The organism is Aquidulcibacter sp., from assembly GCF_020253525.1.
Lineage (GTDB): Bacteria > Pseudomonadota > Alphaproteobacteria > Caulobacterales > Aquidulcibacteraceae > Aquidulcibacter.
The window spans coordinates 17,132-34,586 of the sequence record NZ_JADCBK010000085.1; the positions used below are offsets into that span (position 1 = coordinate 17,132).

Annotated in this window: 10 protein-coding genes and 1 tRNA gene; 6 read left to right on the plus strand and 5 right to left on the minus strand. The window is 55.7% G+C overall.

The window, feature by feature from the left end; all coding sequences use genetic code 11:
• Positions 1-9 precede the first annotated feature (9 nt).
• Positions 10-2,067 carry a prolyl oligopeptidase family serine peptidase gene (locus tag IOB61_RS10725; protein ID WP_290816245.1) on the minus strand — a complete coding sequence of 686 codons (2,058 nt, stop codon included), beginning with the start codon at positions 2,065-2,067 and terminating at the stop codon, positions 10-12.
• Positions 2,068-2,381: 314 nt separating this feature from the next.
• On the opposite strand from IOB61_RS10725, the gene IOB61_RS10730 reads away from it, so the two are divergent.
• The 3 genes from IOB61_RS10730 (at position 2,382) to IOB61_RS10740 (ending at position 10,172) form a co-directional block, all read left to right on the plus strand.
• On the plus strand, positions 2,382-5,483 hold the full coding sequence (locus tag IOB61_RS10730) for a TonB-dependent receptor (protein WP_290816247.1): 3,102 nt from the start codon (positions 2,382-2,384) through the stop codon (positions 5,481-5,483).
• 320 nt (positions 5,484-5,803) lie between these two features.
• Entirely contained in the window at positions 5,804-8,806 is a 3,003-nt protein-coding gene (locus IOB61_RS10735) for a TonB-dependent receptor (protein ID WP_290816250.1), read from the plus strand.
• A gap of 118 nt (positions 8,807-8,924) precedes the next feature.
• Positions 8,925-10,172, plus strand: coding sequence for an aspartyl/asparaginyl beta-hydroxylase domain-containing protein (locus IOB61_RS10740; protein ID WP_290816254.1), 1,248 nt, complete (start codon positions 8,925-8,927; stop codon positions 10,170-10,172).
• Positions 10,173-10,184: 12 nt separating this feature from the next.
• On the opposite strand, the gene sppA is transcribed toward IOB61_RS10740, so the two are convergent.
• Positions 10,185-11,945: a signal peptide peptidase SppA gene (gene sppA, locus IOB61_RS10745; RefSeq protein WP_290816257.1), complete on the minus strand. Its 1,761-nt coding sequence runs from the start codon at positions 11,943-11,945 to the stop codon at positions 10,185-10,187.
• Positions 11,946-12,070: 125 nt separating this feature from the next.
• Positions 12,071-13,390, minus strand: coding sequence for an NAD(P)/FAD-dependent oxidoreductase (locus IOB61_RS10750; protein WP_290816260.1), 1,320 nt, complete (start codon positions 13,388-13,390; stop codon positions 12,071-12,073).
• A 90-nt stretch (positions 13,391-13,480) separates the two neighbouring features.
• Here IOB61_RS10750 and IOB61_RS10755 point away from each other — a divergent pair, with 90 nt between their 5' ends.
• Together IOB61_RS10755 and IOB61_RS10760 are read left to right on the plus strand one after the other, a co-directional pair.
• The gene (locus IOB61_RS10755) at positions 13,481-14,113 is read left to right on the plus strand and encodes a TetR/AcrR family transcriptional regulator (RefSeq protein ID WP_290816262.1); all 633 of its coding nucleotides are present in this window, start codon (positions 13,481-13,483) and stop codon (positions 14,111-14,113) included.
• 95 nt (positions 14,114-14,208) lie between these two features.
• A tRNA-Gln gene (locus tag IOB61_RS10760) sits at positions 14,209-14,283 on the plus strand.
• A 33-nt stretch (positions 14,284-14,316) separates the two neighbouring features.
• On the opposite strand, the gene IOB61_RS10765 is transcribed toward IOB61_RS10760, so the two are convergent.
• Positions 14,317-14,967, minus strand: a complete 651-nt coding sequence (locus tag IOB61_RS10765; protein WP_290816265.1) for a heme-binding protein — start codon at positions 14,965-14,967, stop codon at positions 14,317-14,319.
• Between the two features lie 182 nt (positions 14,968-15,149).
• On the opposite strand from IOB61_RS10765, the gene IOB61_RS10770 reads away from it, so the two are divergent.
• Entirely contained in the window at positions 15,150-15,656 is a 507-nt protein-coding gene (locus IOB61_RS10770; protein ID WP_290816267.1) for a GNAT family N-acetyltransferase, read from the plus strand.
• 3 nt (positions 15,657-15,659) lie between these two features.
• Here IOB61_RS10770 and IOB61_RS10775 read toward each other — a convergent pair.
• The coding region (locus IOB61_RS10775; protein ID WP_290816270.1) for a hypothetical protein at positions 15,660-17,455 on the minus strand (1,796 nt) is incomplete at its 5' end.

Sequence of the window (17,455 nt, forward strand, 5' to 3'; positions counted from 1 at the left end):
CGCTGTCTCTTACTTCGATGCACGACGCGTAATGGTGGACTTCAAGCCAGGCTCGTCGAATTTGTCCGAGATGTTGCCGCAATTATTTGCGGTCCAATCCAAGATCAGGTTCAAGAACTGGGTCTTGTGCTCTGGATACATTTGAATCAGCTGATGCGACATGCGGGGGATTTCCACATAGCGGAAGTTCGCATTGGGATTGACCTGACGCATCCGCGCTGCTGCGGTTCGCGAGTGGATGGTGTCAGCCTGACGGTCATAATCGCCATGGAAAACCAGCCAAGGGATTTTCACTTGGTCGAGGTTGGCCATAGGATCCCAACCACCGACAGTCACACCCTGGATAACACGTTGCAGGCGGCTTTCACCCCAATCGGTCGAAATCCGTTGCAGATCGATCGCGGGTGCACCCGAGATGGCACATTGCCACAAGCCTGCCGAACGATTGCTGGAGCGGGCGGCAGCGGCTGCCGCAGCAAAGCCGCCATAGGAATAGCCATACATCATCATCCGATCTGGATCGGCAATGCCTTGGTCAACCAACCACTTTGCACCGTCATCCTTGTCGTCTTGCATGATGGCGCCCCATTGATTGTCGCCACCTTTCCACAAGGCTTTCCCCAATCCGTCGCTGCCGCGATATTGTGGCTGCAGAACGGCAAAGCCGCGGGTTGCAAACATTTGCGGCCAGAAGCTGCGGTCAAAGTCCATATTGTCGCGCGACCATGGACCACCATGTGGCATCACGACGAGTGGCAAACGACCATCGCGCTCTTTCTTGTAGCCAGGTGGCAAATAGAGGATGCCAGGAACTTGGAAGCCATCACGGGCAGGGTAATAGACCCATTCTGCAGGCCCTAAATTGGTGCGATCCCAGCCGTCCAATACCGAGCCAACTTTGATGAGCTGGCGCTCATTCTTCAGCAAATAAGTTGTGGTCGGCACATTTGGTGCGGTTGCTGTCACCAAGACATTTGCACCTGAATTGCGCACGCCAAAGCTGATGTTCGTTCCGGGCAAGGCGCGCTCAAGCAGGTTTGCGATCCGCTTGTCGATTGGGTCAAAATACTGACATTCTGTGGACGGGCCGGCCCAGCAGAAGGTCCGCAAGGGGTCTTGCGTCAGGGCATCTTCGTCTGCGGAAGAACCAAAGCTCGCACTGGAAATGTCGAACTCAGTATTCTGCGCGATTGGGGGCCCTAGGGTGTCGGTTGCCAAGTCATATTTGGCCAGAACATCGAAGTTTGAGTCCCGGTTGGTCAGAACATAAATGCTCTTATTGTCTTTTGAGACGTGAACCGGCGTAATGTTGAAGCGATCGTTCAACGGCAAACGCAGGCCGGGAAGCTCGCGCCACTCCGAATTATTGCTCTCGCGGAAATAGACATATTGCGTGTAGACGCCATTGGCGGCACGAAGCTGGCTCTTCAGCTTGATGTTGCCGTCGCTGTCTGACCACTCAAAGCTCTCATTCTCACCGGTACGGGCGAAACGATCTTGGCGTCCGGAATTGACATTCAGGCGGACAATCTCAGTGCCAGAGAAACGCCGGATTTCCATCAGAACGACGTTTTCTTCTTTTGGCAGACGGTTGAACAGCGAGAAGCCGATGATGCGGTCATCGCCGCGCGCATCGGTGCTATCGTCTTGCGAGATATCGAGGAAGGAAGAGCCGTCCAAATTCGCAATGGCTGCTTTGCTTTGCCAGTTGGAGTTGGCACCTGCCGCCACCGGCTGGTTTGCAAAAACCAAGAGCTTCGAATTGTTCATGAATTGAAAGCCCGTAAACCGCATGGTCTTGGAACCAAATTGGGTTGGGGTCTTACTCATGTCGTCGGTCGACCAGACGCGGATTACAGGATTTTGCCCGGGAATGCCTGCTAATGCGGCAATGTGCTTACCGTCTGGGCTGATGCGAGCACTCCAAACACCCCAGTCCCGAGACATCACGTCAACGGGGAGGGCAGGGCCAGTAGGCTTAAAGTTTTGCGCTTGCACCGCGCTGGTGGCGGCAGCAGCGACGCAGATCGCAGTTGATACAAGAAGTGCAAGTCGTTTTGCGAACATATGTGATGACCCCATGGAAAGTCGTGCTTTCGAGACATGATTGCGGCGGCAACAGGAGCGCAGCCTTGGCAGGTATTTATACGCTCCGGTGTAAAGGGCAACCTGAGTAACAGCGAACACCTGCAATGCACAAGAGTGTGGCAAACATGTTACAAATTTTTCACAAGTGATGAACATGTGGTGTTTGGGCAGGAAGAGTCCTTGCAACCTTTTTTCGTTCGCGCTCTACACCCCCCAATGCAGAATCCACAATTTTTCTCCTCAGATTACCTGAGAGTTGCGTAGTGGATTTTGGTTACTTAAGGGGGAATACCTTGAAAATATCCGTTCGTGCTTCCTTGATCGGCGCAACCGCGTTGACCGCACTGACCTTCATCCCAGCCGTTGCCAGCGCTCAAACCGCTCCAGCTGCTGCGCCAGCTCCTGCTGCTACACCTGCTAAAGCAGCTGAAACCATCGTTGTGACCGGTTCGCGCATTCGTCGCGATACGTTCAACACCGCTGCACCATTGACCGTTATCTCGAACGATAACGCCGTGCTGTCGGGTACCATTGATGCGGCTGAAATCCTGCAAAGCTCCACGGCTGCTGCGGGTTCGGGTCAGATCAACAACTTCTTCTCGGGCTTCATCGTTGAAGGTGGCCCAGGTATTCAAACCGTTGGTCTCAACAGCTTGGGCGCACAGCGTACCTTGGTTCTGTTGAATGGCCGCCGTTTGCCACCATCGGGTGTGCGCGGTCAGGTTGGTGCTGTCGACCTGCAAACCATTCCTAACTTGGCAATCAGCCGCTACGAAATCCTGAACGATGGCGCTTCGCCAATTTACGGTTCGGACGCTGTGGGCGGTGTTGTCAACGCCATCGTTCGTCGCAACGTCAACGGCTTTGAAGCAACCGCTTCGGGCAACTTGACCGAAGCAGGCGCCGGTGAGCAATTCACCGTTGGTGCTTTGTGGGGCAAGACAGCCGACCGTTGGAACGTGATGGTCAGCGGTAGCTACTTTGAGCAAAAGGCCTTGAAGTACGGCGACCGTGATTATTGCCAACAAGACTATGTGTTCGATGCAGCAACAGGCCAGCGCGCCGACTTCATCGATCCAAAGACTGGCCAGCCTAAGTGCTTTGGTATCGGCCCGTCGTTCAACCGGATTTCGCCAATTGGTAACGCGTCGACGATCGTCGCCGGCGTGCAAACCATGGGCGGCACCTGGATTTCCGATCCAGCCATCACCGCTCGCACCGTCGGTTTGAACCCATCGGTTCGCCCTGTCACGGGCAGCACGACATTGTGCTTGTTGCCAACCGGTGCGACCGCAACCTGCGCCAGCCAGCAAGTCGTTTTGACCTTGCCAGGCTATCGCCGCTTGTTCAGCCCACAAAACGGGGTGATTGGTCAGCCAGTGGCTAACCAGATCGATTATGAGCATCCACTGGTTGCTAACACCGACATCATCTCGCCATCCAAGCGCACCAACTTCTACGCCACTGCGGCACGGGACTTGGACATTTTGGGCGGCGTAGAAGTCTACGGTGAAGCGCTTTATGCAAAGCGTGAGTCGAGCCAAGAGCGTGCGGCTCAGCTGTTCTTCACGATCCCTGCCACTAACGCCTTCAACCCATTTGGCGTTTCGGCACAGCCCGTCATCGTGCGGCCAGCCAACAGCCAGCAGGTCGTTGAGACTTGGCAGGTTATTGGCGGCATCAAGGGCCAAACCGGCAACGGCATCATGGGCCTGTTGAAGAACGGCGCATGGGACATCTATGCTCAAACCAGCAGCGGTGAAGGCACCTATACCGGCACTGCGATTCTTGCAGACCGCTTGACGGCCATGGCAAACGCAACCCGCAACCCAACCACGGGTGTTGTGAGCTGCCCAACCCCAACCGTTTCGGGCGGCACCTGCTTGCCGATCAACTTCTTCGACCCACGCGTTCTGCGCGGTGACTACACTGCTGAAGAGTACAACTATCTCTTCAACAACGAAAACACCGGCAAAACCGTCTATGAGCAGACCGTTTTCGAAGCCAACGTTTCCGGCGACGTGTTCCAGGTTCCTGGTGCATCTGACGCTGTGAAGGTGAACTTGGGTGCACAATATCGTAACTACAGCATCAATGACGTTCCAGGGGCTGAAACCCTGCGTGCGAACATTGCATTGACCACGGTTGCAGGCATCACCAAGGGCGAAGACACGGTTAAGGAAGTCTACGGCGAACTCGAAGCACCTCTGCTCTCGAAAGTTCCGCTGGTTGAAGATTTCCAAGTGAACTTGGCCTACCGCTTCACCGACTACGATTCCTATGAGTCCAACTCGACTTGGAAGGCGACTGCCAACTGGAAAATCACCCCAGAATTTGCGATCGTGGCAATTGCCGGTACTTCATACCGCGCACCTGCTTTGTTCGAATTGTTCTTGGGCGACCAAACTGGCTTCTTGGCTCAGACCGCGATTGACCCCTGTATCAACCACGATCTCAGCACCAATGCGATCTTGAAGGCACGCTGCTTGGCCGCTGGCATTCCCGGCGACTATAACGGCTTCACCAACGGGACCAACCAGTCGGCAACCATCTTCACCGGTGGTGGTGCAGGCACGCTGAAGGAAGAAGAGTCCCGCTCGGATATCTTCAGCTTCGTCTACACCCCATCCAAGATCGATTTGAACTTGCGTGTAGACTACTGGCAAATTGAAGTGACCGATCAGGTTGCTCAGTTTGGTGCAGGTAACATCGTCGGCTCCTGCTATGGTGCTGCCGATCAATCCCGTGCTGACCAGTTCTGCCGCCTCTTGACCCGCGACACGAACCCAGCGTCGGCTCGCTTCCGCCAGATTTTGACGGTTGCCAACGACTATGTGAACGTGAACGTCACCCAAGTTGAAGGTATCGACCTGAAGGCCGTCTACCGTAAAGACTTCGCCTTCGGCGACTTGGTCATCGACACCGCGCACCGCTGGACCTTGTCCAACAAGACCGGTCTGTTCTCGGACACGGCATTGCTGGAACAAGCTGGCGATATCGGTGAACCCATCTATGTCGGTCAAGCTCAAATCCGCTTTGAGCGTAAAGACTGGACCTATAGCTGGAACATCGATGCCATTGGTCAGTCGAACGAAACCCGGTTCAACAATGGTGTGAACCCAATCGTTGCAACGCCTGGTTCTTACTATGCGTACAACGGCATCGGTTCGGTCCTCTACAAGACTAAGACTGAAACCACCATCACCCATGGTATCAGCGTCCGTTATCGTTCGGACAACTGGACCATCGTTGGCGGCGTCCGCAACTTGTTCGACGAAGCTCCACCATCGATCTCGACCGGTGTGTTCTTCTCGCGCTTGGGCAACTCGGCCTTGACCTCGCAGTACGACCAGTTCGGCCGTTCGTACAACGCAACCATCATCCGCCGCTTCTAGTCGTCGGATTGATTGTCAGAATGAGAGAAGGCGGCCTTTCGGGGCCGCCTTTTTTCGTTAATGAGCCGGATGTTTCCCGGGGTTTTGTGACAGTTTGCCCGAGTTTGAGGTAAAAAATTTCTCCTGATAAGCTGTGCATTGGGCATTCTTGCCCAAGCCTTCGGCGAAGTGAGACACTTTAGCAACAATTTGCGGACACACCGTCATTTACCTGTCATTGAAGCGTTGACGACTTGTAATGTGCTGGTTAACTCTCGTCCTATTGCCTGAAAAAGCTGAGTCATAAAGCAACCGGGCAGGGGACAAATGGAGGTTCCAATATGAAAATTTCGATGACCCGCGAGCTCTTGCTCGCGAGCACTATTGTTGCAGGCCTCGGCTTCGCAGCACCAGCATTCGCCCAGACGGCGGCTGCTACTGAGGAGAAGGCCGCTGAAGTCGTGGTCGTCACCGGTACGCGGATTTCGGCACCCGGCGTGCAATCGGCCAGCCCGATTACGTCGATCGGTGGCGCTGAGCTCCAGCTGAACCAAGTCGCAGAAGCCGAAAAGCTGCTCCGCTCGTTGCCTTCGACCATCCCAGGCGACGGTGAAAACGTCAACAATGGTACCGCTGGTGTGACCTCGGTCAACATGCGCGGCCTTGGCGCTGAACGCAACCTCGTCCTGATGGACGGTAAGCGTATGACCCCCTACAACATCAATGGTATCGTTGACATTTCGACCGTGCCACAAGCGATGTTGGAGCGCGTCGATATCCTGACCGGTGGTGCTTCCACCGTTTATGGTTCGGACGCTATGTCGGGCGTTATCAACTTCGTGCTGAAGAAGGACTTCGAAGGCATTGAAGTCGATTTGAAGCGTTCGATCACGGGCGACAATGACGGCCAAATCGTAACCGCTTCGGTTGCTATGGGGGCCAATTTGGACGATGGCCGCGGTAACGTGGCGCTGTCGTTGAACTGGACTCAACGTGATGCCGTTACCTTGGCCATGCGTCCATTTGGCGTGGTTGGGGTTGCATCCTCGACTGGTGCAGGCCGCGCCGGCTCCTTGCCAGCTGCAGCTGCTGGTTGCGGTGGTCCAAATGTCTATGCGGACTCCGCAGGCGGTGGTTCGACAACGGGTATCCCAACCCGCATCACCTACATGGGTGGTGGCGGCCAGTTCTTGGACAATGGTACTTTGGGTGCGAACTGCTCTCGCTTCAACTTCAACCCCTATAACTACTACCAAACCCCACAAGAGCGTTATTCGGCAACCGCAATTGCGCGCTATGACATCAACGATCATGTTGAAGCTTATGGCCGTGCAACCTTCGCTGCGACCAACGTTCGCCAGCAGATCGCACCATCGGGCGTGTTCGGCAACCTGTTCAACGTTCCTCTGAACAACCCATTCTTGTCGGCTCAAGCTCGTGCGAAAATCATCGCTGAAGCAAACTTGTTCCGTACCGGTTCGCCTGCAGTTGGCACCACGCCAGCGGTTGCACCAGGCGTCACGACCGGCCGCTGGATCGACGTAAACAACAACGGTGTGGTTGATGAGGCTGATACGCTGCAACTCTCGATCCGTCGTCGTACCGTTGAATTCGGTGAACGGTCGACCACTTATGACAACAACACCTTCCAATTCGTCTTGGGCTTGAAGGGTGACTTGGGTCAGTATTTGCCAGACTGGACTTGGGATGCGTCGGTTCAAATGGGCCAAGCAGATCGTACCAACGTCTCGGCTGGCTATACCAACGTTGCCAACATTCAGAATGCTCTGAATGCAACCAGCACCACGTTGTGCGCCAATGGCGACTCCACCTGCGTGCCGATCAACCTGTTCGGTGGCTTCGGTTCGATCACACCAGCCATGGCAGCCTACTCTTCGGGTACGGCTCTTGAGCAACAAAACTACACGCAGAGCATTGCAAACGTGTCGGTTGGTGGTCCTCTGCATGGCTTCCAAAGCCCAATGGCAGAATCCCCAGTTAGCTTCGTTCTCGGCTACGAGTATCGTAACGAAACCGGCAAGACGACCCCAGACGAGTGCTTGAAGCTCGCGCCAACGAGCTGCTTGGGTGGTGCTGGTGGTAACACCTTGCCAGTCGCTGGTGGCTATAGCGTGAACGAAGTCTTCACCGAAATTGGTGTGCCTTTGGTTTCGGGCAAGCCATTGTTTGAGTCGTTGAACCTCGAACTCGGCTATCGTTTGGCAGACTACTCACTGACCGGTCAGAACACGACTTGGAAAACAGGTTTGGATTGGGCTCTGAACGATCAATTCCGCTTCCGCGCCATGAAGCAAAAAGCGGCTCGTGCACCAAACGTTGGTGAATTGTTCTCGCCATTTGCTACCGGTCTGCGTAACTCGGGTGCAGATCCCTGCTCGATTGCTCAACCAGTTGCTCAGCGTACGGCCGCCTTGCGCGCCTTGTGCGAATCCACTGGCCAAGCACCAAGCGCAGTATGGACTGTTCAAGACATCGTGGCCGGCCAAATCGGTACCTTCGAAGGTTCTGACCCAACCCGTCCACCGAAGCCAGAAGAAGGTGACACGCTCACCGTCGGTTTCGTTTGGCGTCCTGACCTCGGTGGCTTCTTGAAGAACACCGCTGTGACTCTTGACTATTATGACATCAAGATCACGGACACGATTGGTCTCGGCCAACCTCAAGAAGTGCTGGATGGCTGCTATAAGAACGGTGTGCAATCGTTCTGCTCGTTGATCGTTCGTATCAACGGCGACTTGGCAACGCCGGGTGCGGGTATCCGTTTGCTGACCACCAACTTGGATTATCGCCAAGCTGCTGGTTATGAATTGGGTGTCAACACTGGCTTTGACCTCGAAAGCCTAGGTCTCGACAGCAAGTGGGGTTCGATCCGCATTTCTTACAATGCGAACTACTACACCAAGAACGAATCCCGCACGACGCCAACTTCGGACATCATTGATTGTAATGGTTTCTATGGCTCGAGCTGCGATCCAACCCACCAGTTCCGTTCGGTGCAGCGCACCACTTGGGCTGTTGGTGACTTCCAGTTCTCGTACAACTGGCGTCATTCCAGCGAAATCAAGCTTGAAGAAGCTTTGAAAGCTGGTATTTTCGACGAATTCGAAAAAATCAAAGCTTACAACTATATCGACTTGGCCGCGTCTTGGGACGTGAACAGCGCGATTTCGTTGACCGCTTCGGTTGCTAACGTGTTCGACGAAGATCCACCAATCATCGGTAACGAAACCGGTACGACTTCGTACAACTCGGGGAACACCTTCCCATCGAACTACGACACTTTGGGCCGCGTCTATGCGCTCGGCGTCAATGTGAAGTTCTGATCTGATTTTTCAGATTAAAACATGGCGGCGGGTCTCTCGGGACCCGCCGTTTTTGTTTGCATGGCCTAAGCTTGCTTCGCCTCTGTGATGGTTTCATAAAGCGGGGAGGGGAATGTAGATGACCGCACAAATTGATGCTTGGGTGGCGCAAGCCGAAAAGGCCGCTGGCGATGGGCACTGGGCGGAGGCCGAGCGTTTGTGGGGCGAGGTCGCTAAAGCGGCCCCAGACCATGGTTTAGCGCTGCATCGTCTGGGTATTCATGCCTTTCAACGCGGCGCATTTATCGAAGCCGAACATGCGTTGGCGCGGGCCTGCACCCTAATCCCACAAGATCCGATGATTGCCTTGATGTTGGCCAATGCTCGCCGCGAGCTGGGCCAGGTTGAGGGAGAGTTTGCAGCGCTCCAGCTTGCCTTGGCGGCAGACGCTTATTTCTATCCTGCCCTATTGGCGAAAGGGGCCTTGTATGAGCGCCAAGGCCGGTTGAAACTGGCGGCTGTTACCTATCGCAATGTCTTGAAGATTGCGCCGCCTGAAGCGCATTGGCCACCCAGTCTGGCACCAGGCTTAGCCCGGGCGGCCAAACTGGTGCGGGACTATCAAGAAGCCTATGCCATCACCTTGTTTGAGGCTGTTGGCGGGGTAGGGGGCCTCTCGGGGCAATGGCAGGAAGCCATTTCGATTATGTCGGGCCAAACCAAGCCCTATCACTCAGATTGCAACCAGCTTCATGTTCCACGCCTTCCCGCCATCCCCTTCTATGATCCCAAGGATTTTTCGTGGGTTGCGTCCTTGGAAGCCCAGACGGAGGCCATCACTGAGGAGCTAAAGGCGGCGCTGCACAGCCAACAAGAGGCCTTCCAGCCCTATATTGCCTATCAACCCGGCGACCCTGTGAACCAGTGGGCGGAACTCAATCACTCGCAACGTTGGAGCAGTCTTTCGCTGTGGCGCGGTGGCGTCCGCGATGAGGCTAATCTCGCGGCCTGTCCCAAGACAGCAGCGGCCTTGGAAAACGTGGAGATGGCTGAGATTGGCGGGCTTTGCCCGAATGCGATGTTCTCAGCCCTTGCACCTCATACTGAGATCCCGCCTCACCATGGTGAAACAAATGCCCGTCTCGTGGTGCATTTGCCCTTGGTAGTGCCGGACAAGTGCCTCTATCGCGTCGGCTTTGAGCAAAGACGCTGGGAAGTGGGCAAAGTCCTGATCTTTGACGATACGCTCGAACATATGGCGCGCAATGACAGCGATGAATTGCGCGTTGTATTGATCTTTGACGTTTGGAACCCGCTTCTCTCGAAAGAAGAGCGGGCTCTCGTTCAGACCTTGACCGAAGCCGCGCGCCAATTCGCTGTGGAATAGCTGACCTAGGTGTCAGTGTACCCGAACTGGCTCATGCATGCTGGGGCCTCTGGCTTGAGAGGCCTCATTTAAAATCTGCGACAGGCGTTCATCGCCAGCCAACGTGCCAATCACTGTGGCGGCACGGGCCATAACCTTGGCATTTTCGGCACTCGCCCCAAAGGCACGGCTAAAGGCTGTTAGAGGATCTTCGACGCTGGGATAGGTCCGCAAGGTGATGCTGTCCTTCGCTTCAATCTTCGCCAAGGCTTTGGCTTTCAAGATCGCGGTACGTAAGCCGCCAATTTGATCGACCAGGCCAAGGTCTTTGGCTTCATTCCCGGTCCAAACCCGTCCCTTTGCAACCTCTTGCACGCGCGACAGGGGAAGCTTCCGACCAGCTGCAACTTTGCCCGTAAAGTCGTCATAGATGCGGGTCACCGCCGCATTCATGGCAGCTTTCTGGCTATTGGTATAAGGTGTGGCGGAGGAATAGGCGTTTGCGAAGTCACCCCCAGCCTGAATGGATGCGATATTGGCACCGGTATAACGATTGAGCGCCTCATTGATCACGAACTTGCCATTGAACACGCCAATAGAGCCCGTAATGGTCGATGGCATCGCCAAGATCGCATCAGCCCCTGTGGAAACATAATAGCCGCCTGAGGCTGCATAGGCCCCCATCGACACCACAACTGGCTTGCCAGCCTTCTTGGCCCGCTCAATTGCTGCCCAAATTTGATCTGATGCGCTGGGGGAACCACCGGGCGAGGACACGCGAAATACAATAGCCTTTACCGAGGCATCATCGGTCGCATCGCGGATGGCAGCGGCGAAATCGTCGCTGGTGATGTTGCTTTCTTGTGCAAACGGATCGCCGCTTCGTTCCCCAGTCACAATGGCCCCTTCACCGCCAACCAAAGCGATTACAGGACCCGATTCGAGGGGCAATTGATAACTGGCGAGGTCAACAAACTCGGCCCGATTGCTGCCACCTGCACGGGCAAGGGCGGCCTCCATCGCGTCTTCAGGTTGACCGATTTTGTCAATCAACTTGGCTTGCAAAGCAGCCTCTGCGGATAAGGGGGCCTGATCGAGTGCTGCCTTCATCGCTTCTACAGGGATTTTGCGATCAAAGGCGGTTGAGGCCAAGAATGCGTTATAAATACTGCCCAACATAGCAGTTGTGGCTTCGCGGTGTGGGGCATTAAAGGTCTTTTCGGTGTAGGTATTGACCGCATTCTTGTATTCTTTGAATTGTTCAAACTGGGGAAGTATCCCAAACTTCTCCATGAAGCCGCCCAAAAACATGGTTTCGGCAACAATGCCTGTGGCTGCAAAATCGGTGGTGCCTTGCATCCACATCTCGCTGGCAGCCGATACGGCGACATAGTTGGAAAGCGTCGGATTTTCAAAGCCCTGAGCGTGCACGACCACAAATTTGCCGGTTGCTTTAAAGTCCAGCATGGCTTGGCGAATTTCTTCGGCATGGGCGGGGGCCAGTCCGCCTTCGCTAGCGCGCACGAACAAGCCTTTGACGTTATTGTCTGTTTCTGCTGCCTGCAGCTTCCGGACAATTTCCACAACAGAGTTACCGCCGGCAAAACCTGCAAACGGGCTGGTGGCTGGCACGTCTCGTATGGGCTCTCGCAGATCAAGGCTTAAAACCGTATGAGATGGCGTAACCGGGGCGCTGGAGCCGACGGCTGAGGCGATCAGCATGATAGGGATCAGGATAAAGAATAAGACGAGGCCTAAAAAGACGCCTGCGATCGTAATAAAAAATTGCTTCACCCTGTCCTCCATCGCGCCTGCGACATCTCGATCAAGAAATAGGTCTGGTAGGCACGCTTATCACCCGTTGTGATATAGGAAATTACAGGTGCCGCCTAGCGGCAGTTACAAGCCAATCGCGCCGCTCAGCGCCGCTTTGTCGATAGCTGACGGGCTATGGTTTGTGCGGCCTTCTGCCCCTGACGCCAGGCTCCGCCTACGGTCACAGCTAAAGGGTCATCGCCGCCATCACCGGCGAAAAATAATCGATCTTCAACTGGTTGGGAGTAGATCTTTCGTGCATGGGCATGGCCGACTGTTTGGTGAGGGTAGGATCCCAAGGCAAGCGGATCACCCTGCCAATTGGTCGAGCTTAGTGCATGAACCTGCGCCTGTGAGCCGATCACATTTTTGAGTATATCAAGGGCAAACGCTTCGATCGCAGCAGCGCCTTCCACGTGTAGGGCGCGCGACATGGGTCCCGGGATCAAAGCGGTAATCAATCGCTTGTTGGGCGAGCTCACCAGCGCATGATATTGGCCTTGCTGGATATGGCTATTGGATAGGGCATATTCGGGCAAATCTGGCATGGGCGACGGCAAGACCATGGCGACCTTCTCCAAAGCACCCATGGGCAAGTTTGCAAGGGCTGTTTGCTTCGCGATTGGCAACGCTGGGTCAAACCGGATACTGCCTGAGGCCAAAACGCCTGTCGGAACGGTGATGATGACCTTTCGCGCCCTCACTTGCCCAAAGCTTCCGATGGCGGTGACGCCGTGCGCGCCATCCCAACGCAGTGTCGATACCGGACTATTGAGACGAATATCCAATCCAGCAGCTAAGCTTTGGACGAGGGGGCCCATGCCGGTTTCGGGAATCAAATCTTCACCCGCCTCGAGATTATAATAGCCTTGCAGCGAGACGAGGCTGGGGTCTTCACCCATTTCGACGGCAAAAATATTGGCCACGTGGCGTTGCGCCGGCGTGGGATTGGGCAAGGTCGCCCCCAAAGCCCGGTCATTCAGTCGGGCGAAGGGAAGAAGTTGGCGCATTTCCCACGCCACCACTGCCTCATTTGCGTCCTTCCAGGATGGATTGGTACTGGGGATGCCTTTGTCGAAAATACCCCCATTTTCATAGCTACTTTCAATAAGGCCGATGCCAGCTTGCCGCGCGAGGGGCACCAAGGGGTTGGTTGCTTTATTGTGCAGCCAATAGGGCCCACGGTCGAATGTGTGGCCGAGCGTTTGGGTGTCGGTCAGGACGCGCCCGCCGATCCGGTCGCGCGCCTCTAAGATCAGAGTTCGAATGCCAGCGGTCTTAAGCTGACGCGCCGCTGCTATGCCCGCCACCCCCGCCCCAATAATGATCACATCCGTATCGGTGACCGTTCCGGCAAAGACATGTGTTGCCAAGCTCGACGCAGCAAGGCCACCAATCAGGGTACGACGGTTAAGGATTGTCATCACCTTTTCTCCAAAATATGAGATTAATCTCGCGTTTGCAAATATGAGAGTAATCTCGTATTGTCAAGTGGATTTCGATTGCAGGGTGAAATGATGACGGTTAGCGCGGCCCCCAAAGTCAAAGCACCAAGCCAAGACCGCGGCCAACGCCGCGTCGATCGTCTTTTGGACGCAGCGGCAGAGTTGATTCTGGTGCATGGGGCTGAGGGGTTGAAAATGGATATGGTTGCCAAACAGGCGGCGACTTCGCCGGGCTCGCTCTATCAATTCTTCCCAAACCGAGCAGCGCTTTTAACTGCACTCATGGAACGCTTTGGCGCGCAGTTATCGGCTCTGGCTGAGCAAATTGTGCTGCAACAAAGTCAAGAAAGGCCCGCAGATTTGGCATTAGCGGCCCGTAGCTTTTTGGCACCCTTTCTCGACTTTTATGCGCGCAATCAGGCCTATGTCATTTTGGCAGAAGCCTCCGACCGCCTGTTTGCCGGCCAAGGCTACACCTTCTTTGAAGATGATGTTGTCGCTCAGTCCTTGGTCCAAGTCCTTACACCCTTTACCGCCGCCGCCCAAAAGCCGCGTTTAGCGCGTGTTGCAAAGATGTTGACGATCCAGGCGCATGCCGCAATTTCGGCGGCTTTTGACGTGCCAGAAGATGCGCGCGCCGATTGGCTGGGTGAACTTGATCACCTGATCCAAAGCTACATCGCAACCCTACAGGAAAGCTGAGACGACTTGCTGCAGCTGATCGCCTCGTATGGCAGTGCTTATGTGATCAAAAGTCTTGCACCGCGGCCCAAGCGCGTCTATCTGCCTGCCTCTCTTGGGGTGTCGCCAAGCGGTAAGGCATCGGTTTTTGGTACCGACATTCCTAGGTTCGATCCCTAGCACCCCAGCCACTCTTTCCGCCAATCAGCAAATGCATTGAGCCTTTAGGGCTTGGCCGGTGCGGCCAGGGCGAGCCATACTTCGTGTCGGCGCAGAAACGGCGCGGTCCAAGGTGGATCATAGGAAGCATAGATCGGGGTCCCAACCGGGGTCAGTTTTTTGCCGATAAGCCACGCGCGCAATTCTTCACTTTTTTCCGCCATGGTTGCTTGGCCGCCAAGCCCTGAGAAGCGGATCACGCCATAGCGCCTAGCGGGTTCCTCCAAGAGGCGGACATTGGGGTCATTGGGTATGGGCATGGTCGCCAACGTCGATCCTTCGGGCATAATGAAACGCACTTTCCACTCTGCACCTGCGTCCTGACGGGTGACGGGAGCCGTCATGGCGATGGATTGCCCCTCTTGCTGACGGGTGACCGGGGCGGTCATGGCAATGGAAGCCCGCGGCTTGTTTCCCCCAAAAATATAGCGCGCTAACGGCCTAAAGCCGGCGTTTGCGGGATCGCCACGCCCCTCTGGCACGCGCACTTCGGCAACCACTTGGCTGTCATAGTCACGTATTTCAAAGGCACCCTCGCGCATTATGCGTTTAAAGCTGGGCTCAGGCGTGTCCGCCTGACTGGGGCTTGCGACCCCGGTGACCGTCAGCAGCGGTAGAAGAAGGGCGAAGGCGGGGTGCAGTTTGGATGTTGTCATGCATCTCATACGTTTGGCACCGGTCTTTGGTTCAAACTGCATTCGATGAAATTTTGCCCGTGCAAGGACGGGCGTGATTTCAGAGGTGTGATTTGCGACTTTCACCCGGCGCGCATGTCCTTTAAAGCATCGCGCGCGCACGCTTGTCGCGCGCCGACCCCTCCGTCTTCACTAAAGTGATCTTGAAATTGCCTGCGAAGTTTGACCTTCTGCCCGATGCCGCAACCCATGATGCGGCCGTTGAAGCACTTTATGCTTTAGCCTTTGGACCCGGCCGCCATGCGAAGGCAGCCGCACGCCTGCGTGAAGGGCATCAAAGTCGACGAGACGTGTCTTTTGTGGCTATGGCAGGCGGCCATCTCATCGGTGCCTGTCGCCTATGGCCGCTTGTGACCGAGCAAGGTCACGAAGTTCTCTTTTTGGGCCCTATCGCCGTTGCGCCAGACCAGCAAGGTCAAGGCTTGGGCGGCGAATTGGTGGAAGCCTGCCTGACAGCCAGCGATCACTTAACGGGCCTGCCAGTGATTTTGGTTGGAGATTTAGCCTTCTTTGCACCTTATGGCTTTAGCCAAGTGCCAAAGGGGCAAGTGACCTTACCTGGCCCAGCTGATCCCAAGCGCATTCTTTGGCGACCAGCACAGGGGGCGGACATGACCGCGCCAACGGGAAAGCTTCTGAAAAACGTCTAGACGTTACGATTTACGACTGGAAACCACCAGCCTGCCCTCACGCCACCATGCCAACAGGGCAAGGCTTGCGAGGATCATCGCATAAGCCCATGGCGGCAGGATCGCGTCGCGACTGGTTGCCGTAACGCTTGTCGCACCAGCACGCCGCAGGCTTAGGCCTTCCGTGCCCGCTTTTTGGCGATTGCCAAGGCGTGAGATTGCAGGGAGGGGGCCCGTGCCGGCCTTGCCAACCCATGTCACACTTCCGCCCCCCTGTTTGGCTTGAGGTCCAGAGAGGGCGCTCGGGTCAGCTGTCAAAAGACGCGCCTCATTTGGATTGCCAATCCCTGCGACAATGAAAGCGCTCTTGTCACCGGATTGCACAAAGACCAAGCCGGGTTTGGCCATTTGGGTCTCACCTCGCCAAACACCAGTCCCGGTGGGCAAAAGCGGTACTGGGAAGATTTGCCTCGAAACATGGACCTGTGCCGGACCTGGGTCCTCGCCGCTTTGCCGTTCAATCAAGAGGCGGCCTGGTTGGCTGCGCAATACCAAGCGATCGGCTTCTAGATCCGCTTCTTTCATCAGCCAGTGTGCCGTGCGGCGGAACAATTCATCAAACGGGCCACCGCCATCATAGCCGCGCCGCCACAACCAAGCTTGATCGCTCATCACTGCTGCTACCCGTCCACGCCCAACTTGGCCCAAAACAAGTAATGGCTCGCCTGCGCCTTGTAACAATATGTCCCCTGTCGCGGTGGAAGGCTGCACGCGTAACCATTTGCCCCATGTATCGGATTGCTCAGCCAAACTTGCAGAAACCGGATGCGTGCGGCCGCGCTCGGTAAGGGCTGGGCGGAAGGCTGTCTCAATCGGCTCACCGCGTGATTGGACGGGGAGAATGCGGCCAAGCGGTGTGGACTGCACCCCTTCATCCAGCCCTTCAGACGGGCCTGCCAACATCAGGAAAGCACCACCCCCCTCCACCCATTGGGCGACGGAATCGAGATAGGCATCTGGCAAAACCGACAGGCGTGAGAAGCGGTCAAAGACCACCAAGTCAAAGCTATCAATCTTTTCGAGGAAAAGCTCTCGCGTCGGGAAGGGGATCAGCGACAATTCCTCGGTTGGCGTAAAGTCCTGCTTCTCGGGTGGACGCAGAATGGTAAATTGCACCAGATCGACGCTTGGGTCTGACTTTAAGAGGTTGCGCCACGCTCGCGACCCTGCATAGGGCTGGCCAGTCACCAGCATTACGCGCAATCGGTCACGAACACCCGTAATCGAAAGTGCGAGGCCATTATTCGCCGTTGAGACTTCCCCCGATACGCCCGGTGTCTCAATCGCAATCGGTACAAGGCCGCGCTGCACGATGGGCACTTCAATGACGATATCTTCGCCGGTTGGCACATTCAACGTTTGTGGTGTGTCCGTGCCAACCCGCACCGTTAGAGGGACTGAGTCGTCACTATCCTCGACCCGCACAATCACCTTAGCAATTTCACCAATGGGTGCTTGCCGCGGGGCAGACCTCAGATCGATCCGGCGATCCCGCTCTTGTGGGGCACCGACAAGGACTTGATGTACTGGGAAGGGGCGGGCAGCATCCTCCCCATCGATGAAACGTCCATCACTGATCACAATCGCCCCTGCAACCCTGTCCGGCGGAATATCGGCAAAGGCTTGATCGAGGCCTGCGGCAAGGGCTGTACCTGCGCCACCACCATCGAAATAAGTGACGCGGACTTCAAGATTTTCGACTTGGCCAAGTTTGGCTTTAAGAGCCCGCAAAGCAGCCTCAGCACCGGTTACGCGGTCGC

Excerpts from the sequence above, each read along its gene's own strand:
- IOB61_RS10725 (WP_290816245.1), bottom strand. The coding sequence starts at position 2,067 with ATGTTCGCAAAACGACTTGCACTTCTTGTATCAACTGCGATCTGCGTC.
- IOB61_RS10735 (WP_290816250.1), top strand. The coding sequence starts at position 5,804 with ATGAAAATTTCGATGACCCGCGAGCTCTTGCTCGCGAGCACTATTGTT.
- IOB61_RS10740 (WP_290816254.1), top strand. The coding sequence starts at position 8,925 with ATGACCGCACAAATTGATGCTTGGGTGGCGCAAGCCGAAAAGGCCGCT.
- IOB61_RS10750 (WP_290816260.1), bottom strand. The coding sequence starts at position 13,390 with ATGACAATCCTTAACCGTCGTACCCTGATTGGTGGCCTTGCTGCGTCG.
- IOB61_RS10755 (WP_290816262.1), top strand. The coding sequence starts at position 13,481 with ATGATGACGGTTAGCGCGGCCCCCAAAGTCAAAGCACCAAGCCAAGAC.
- IOB61_RS10765 (WP_290816265.1), bottom strand. The coding sequence starts at position 14,967 with ATGACAACATCCAAACTGCACCCCGCCTTCGCCCTTCTTCTACCGCTG.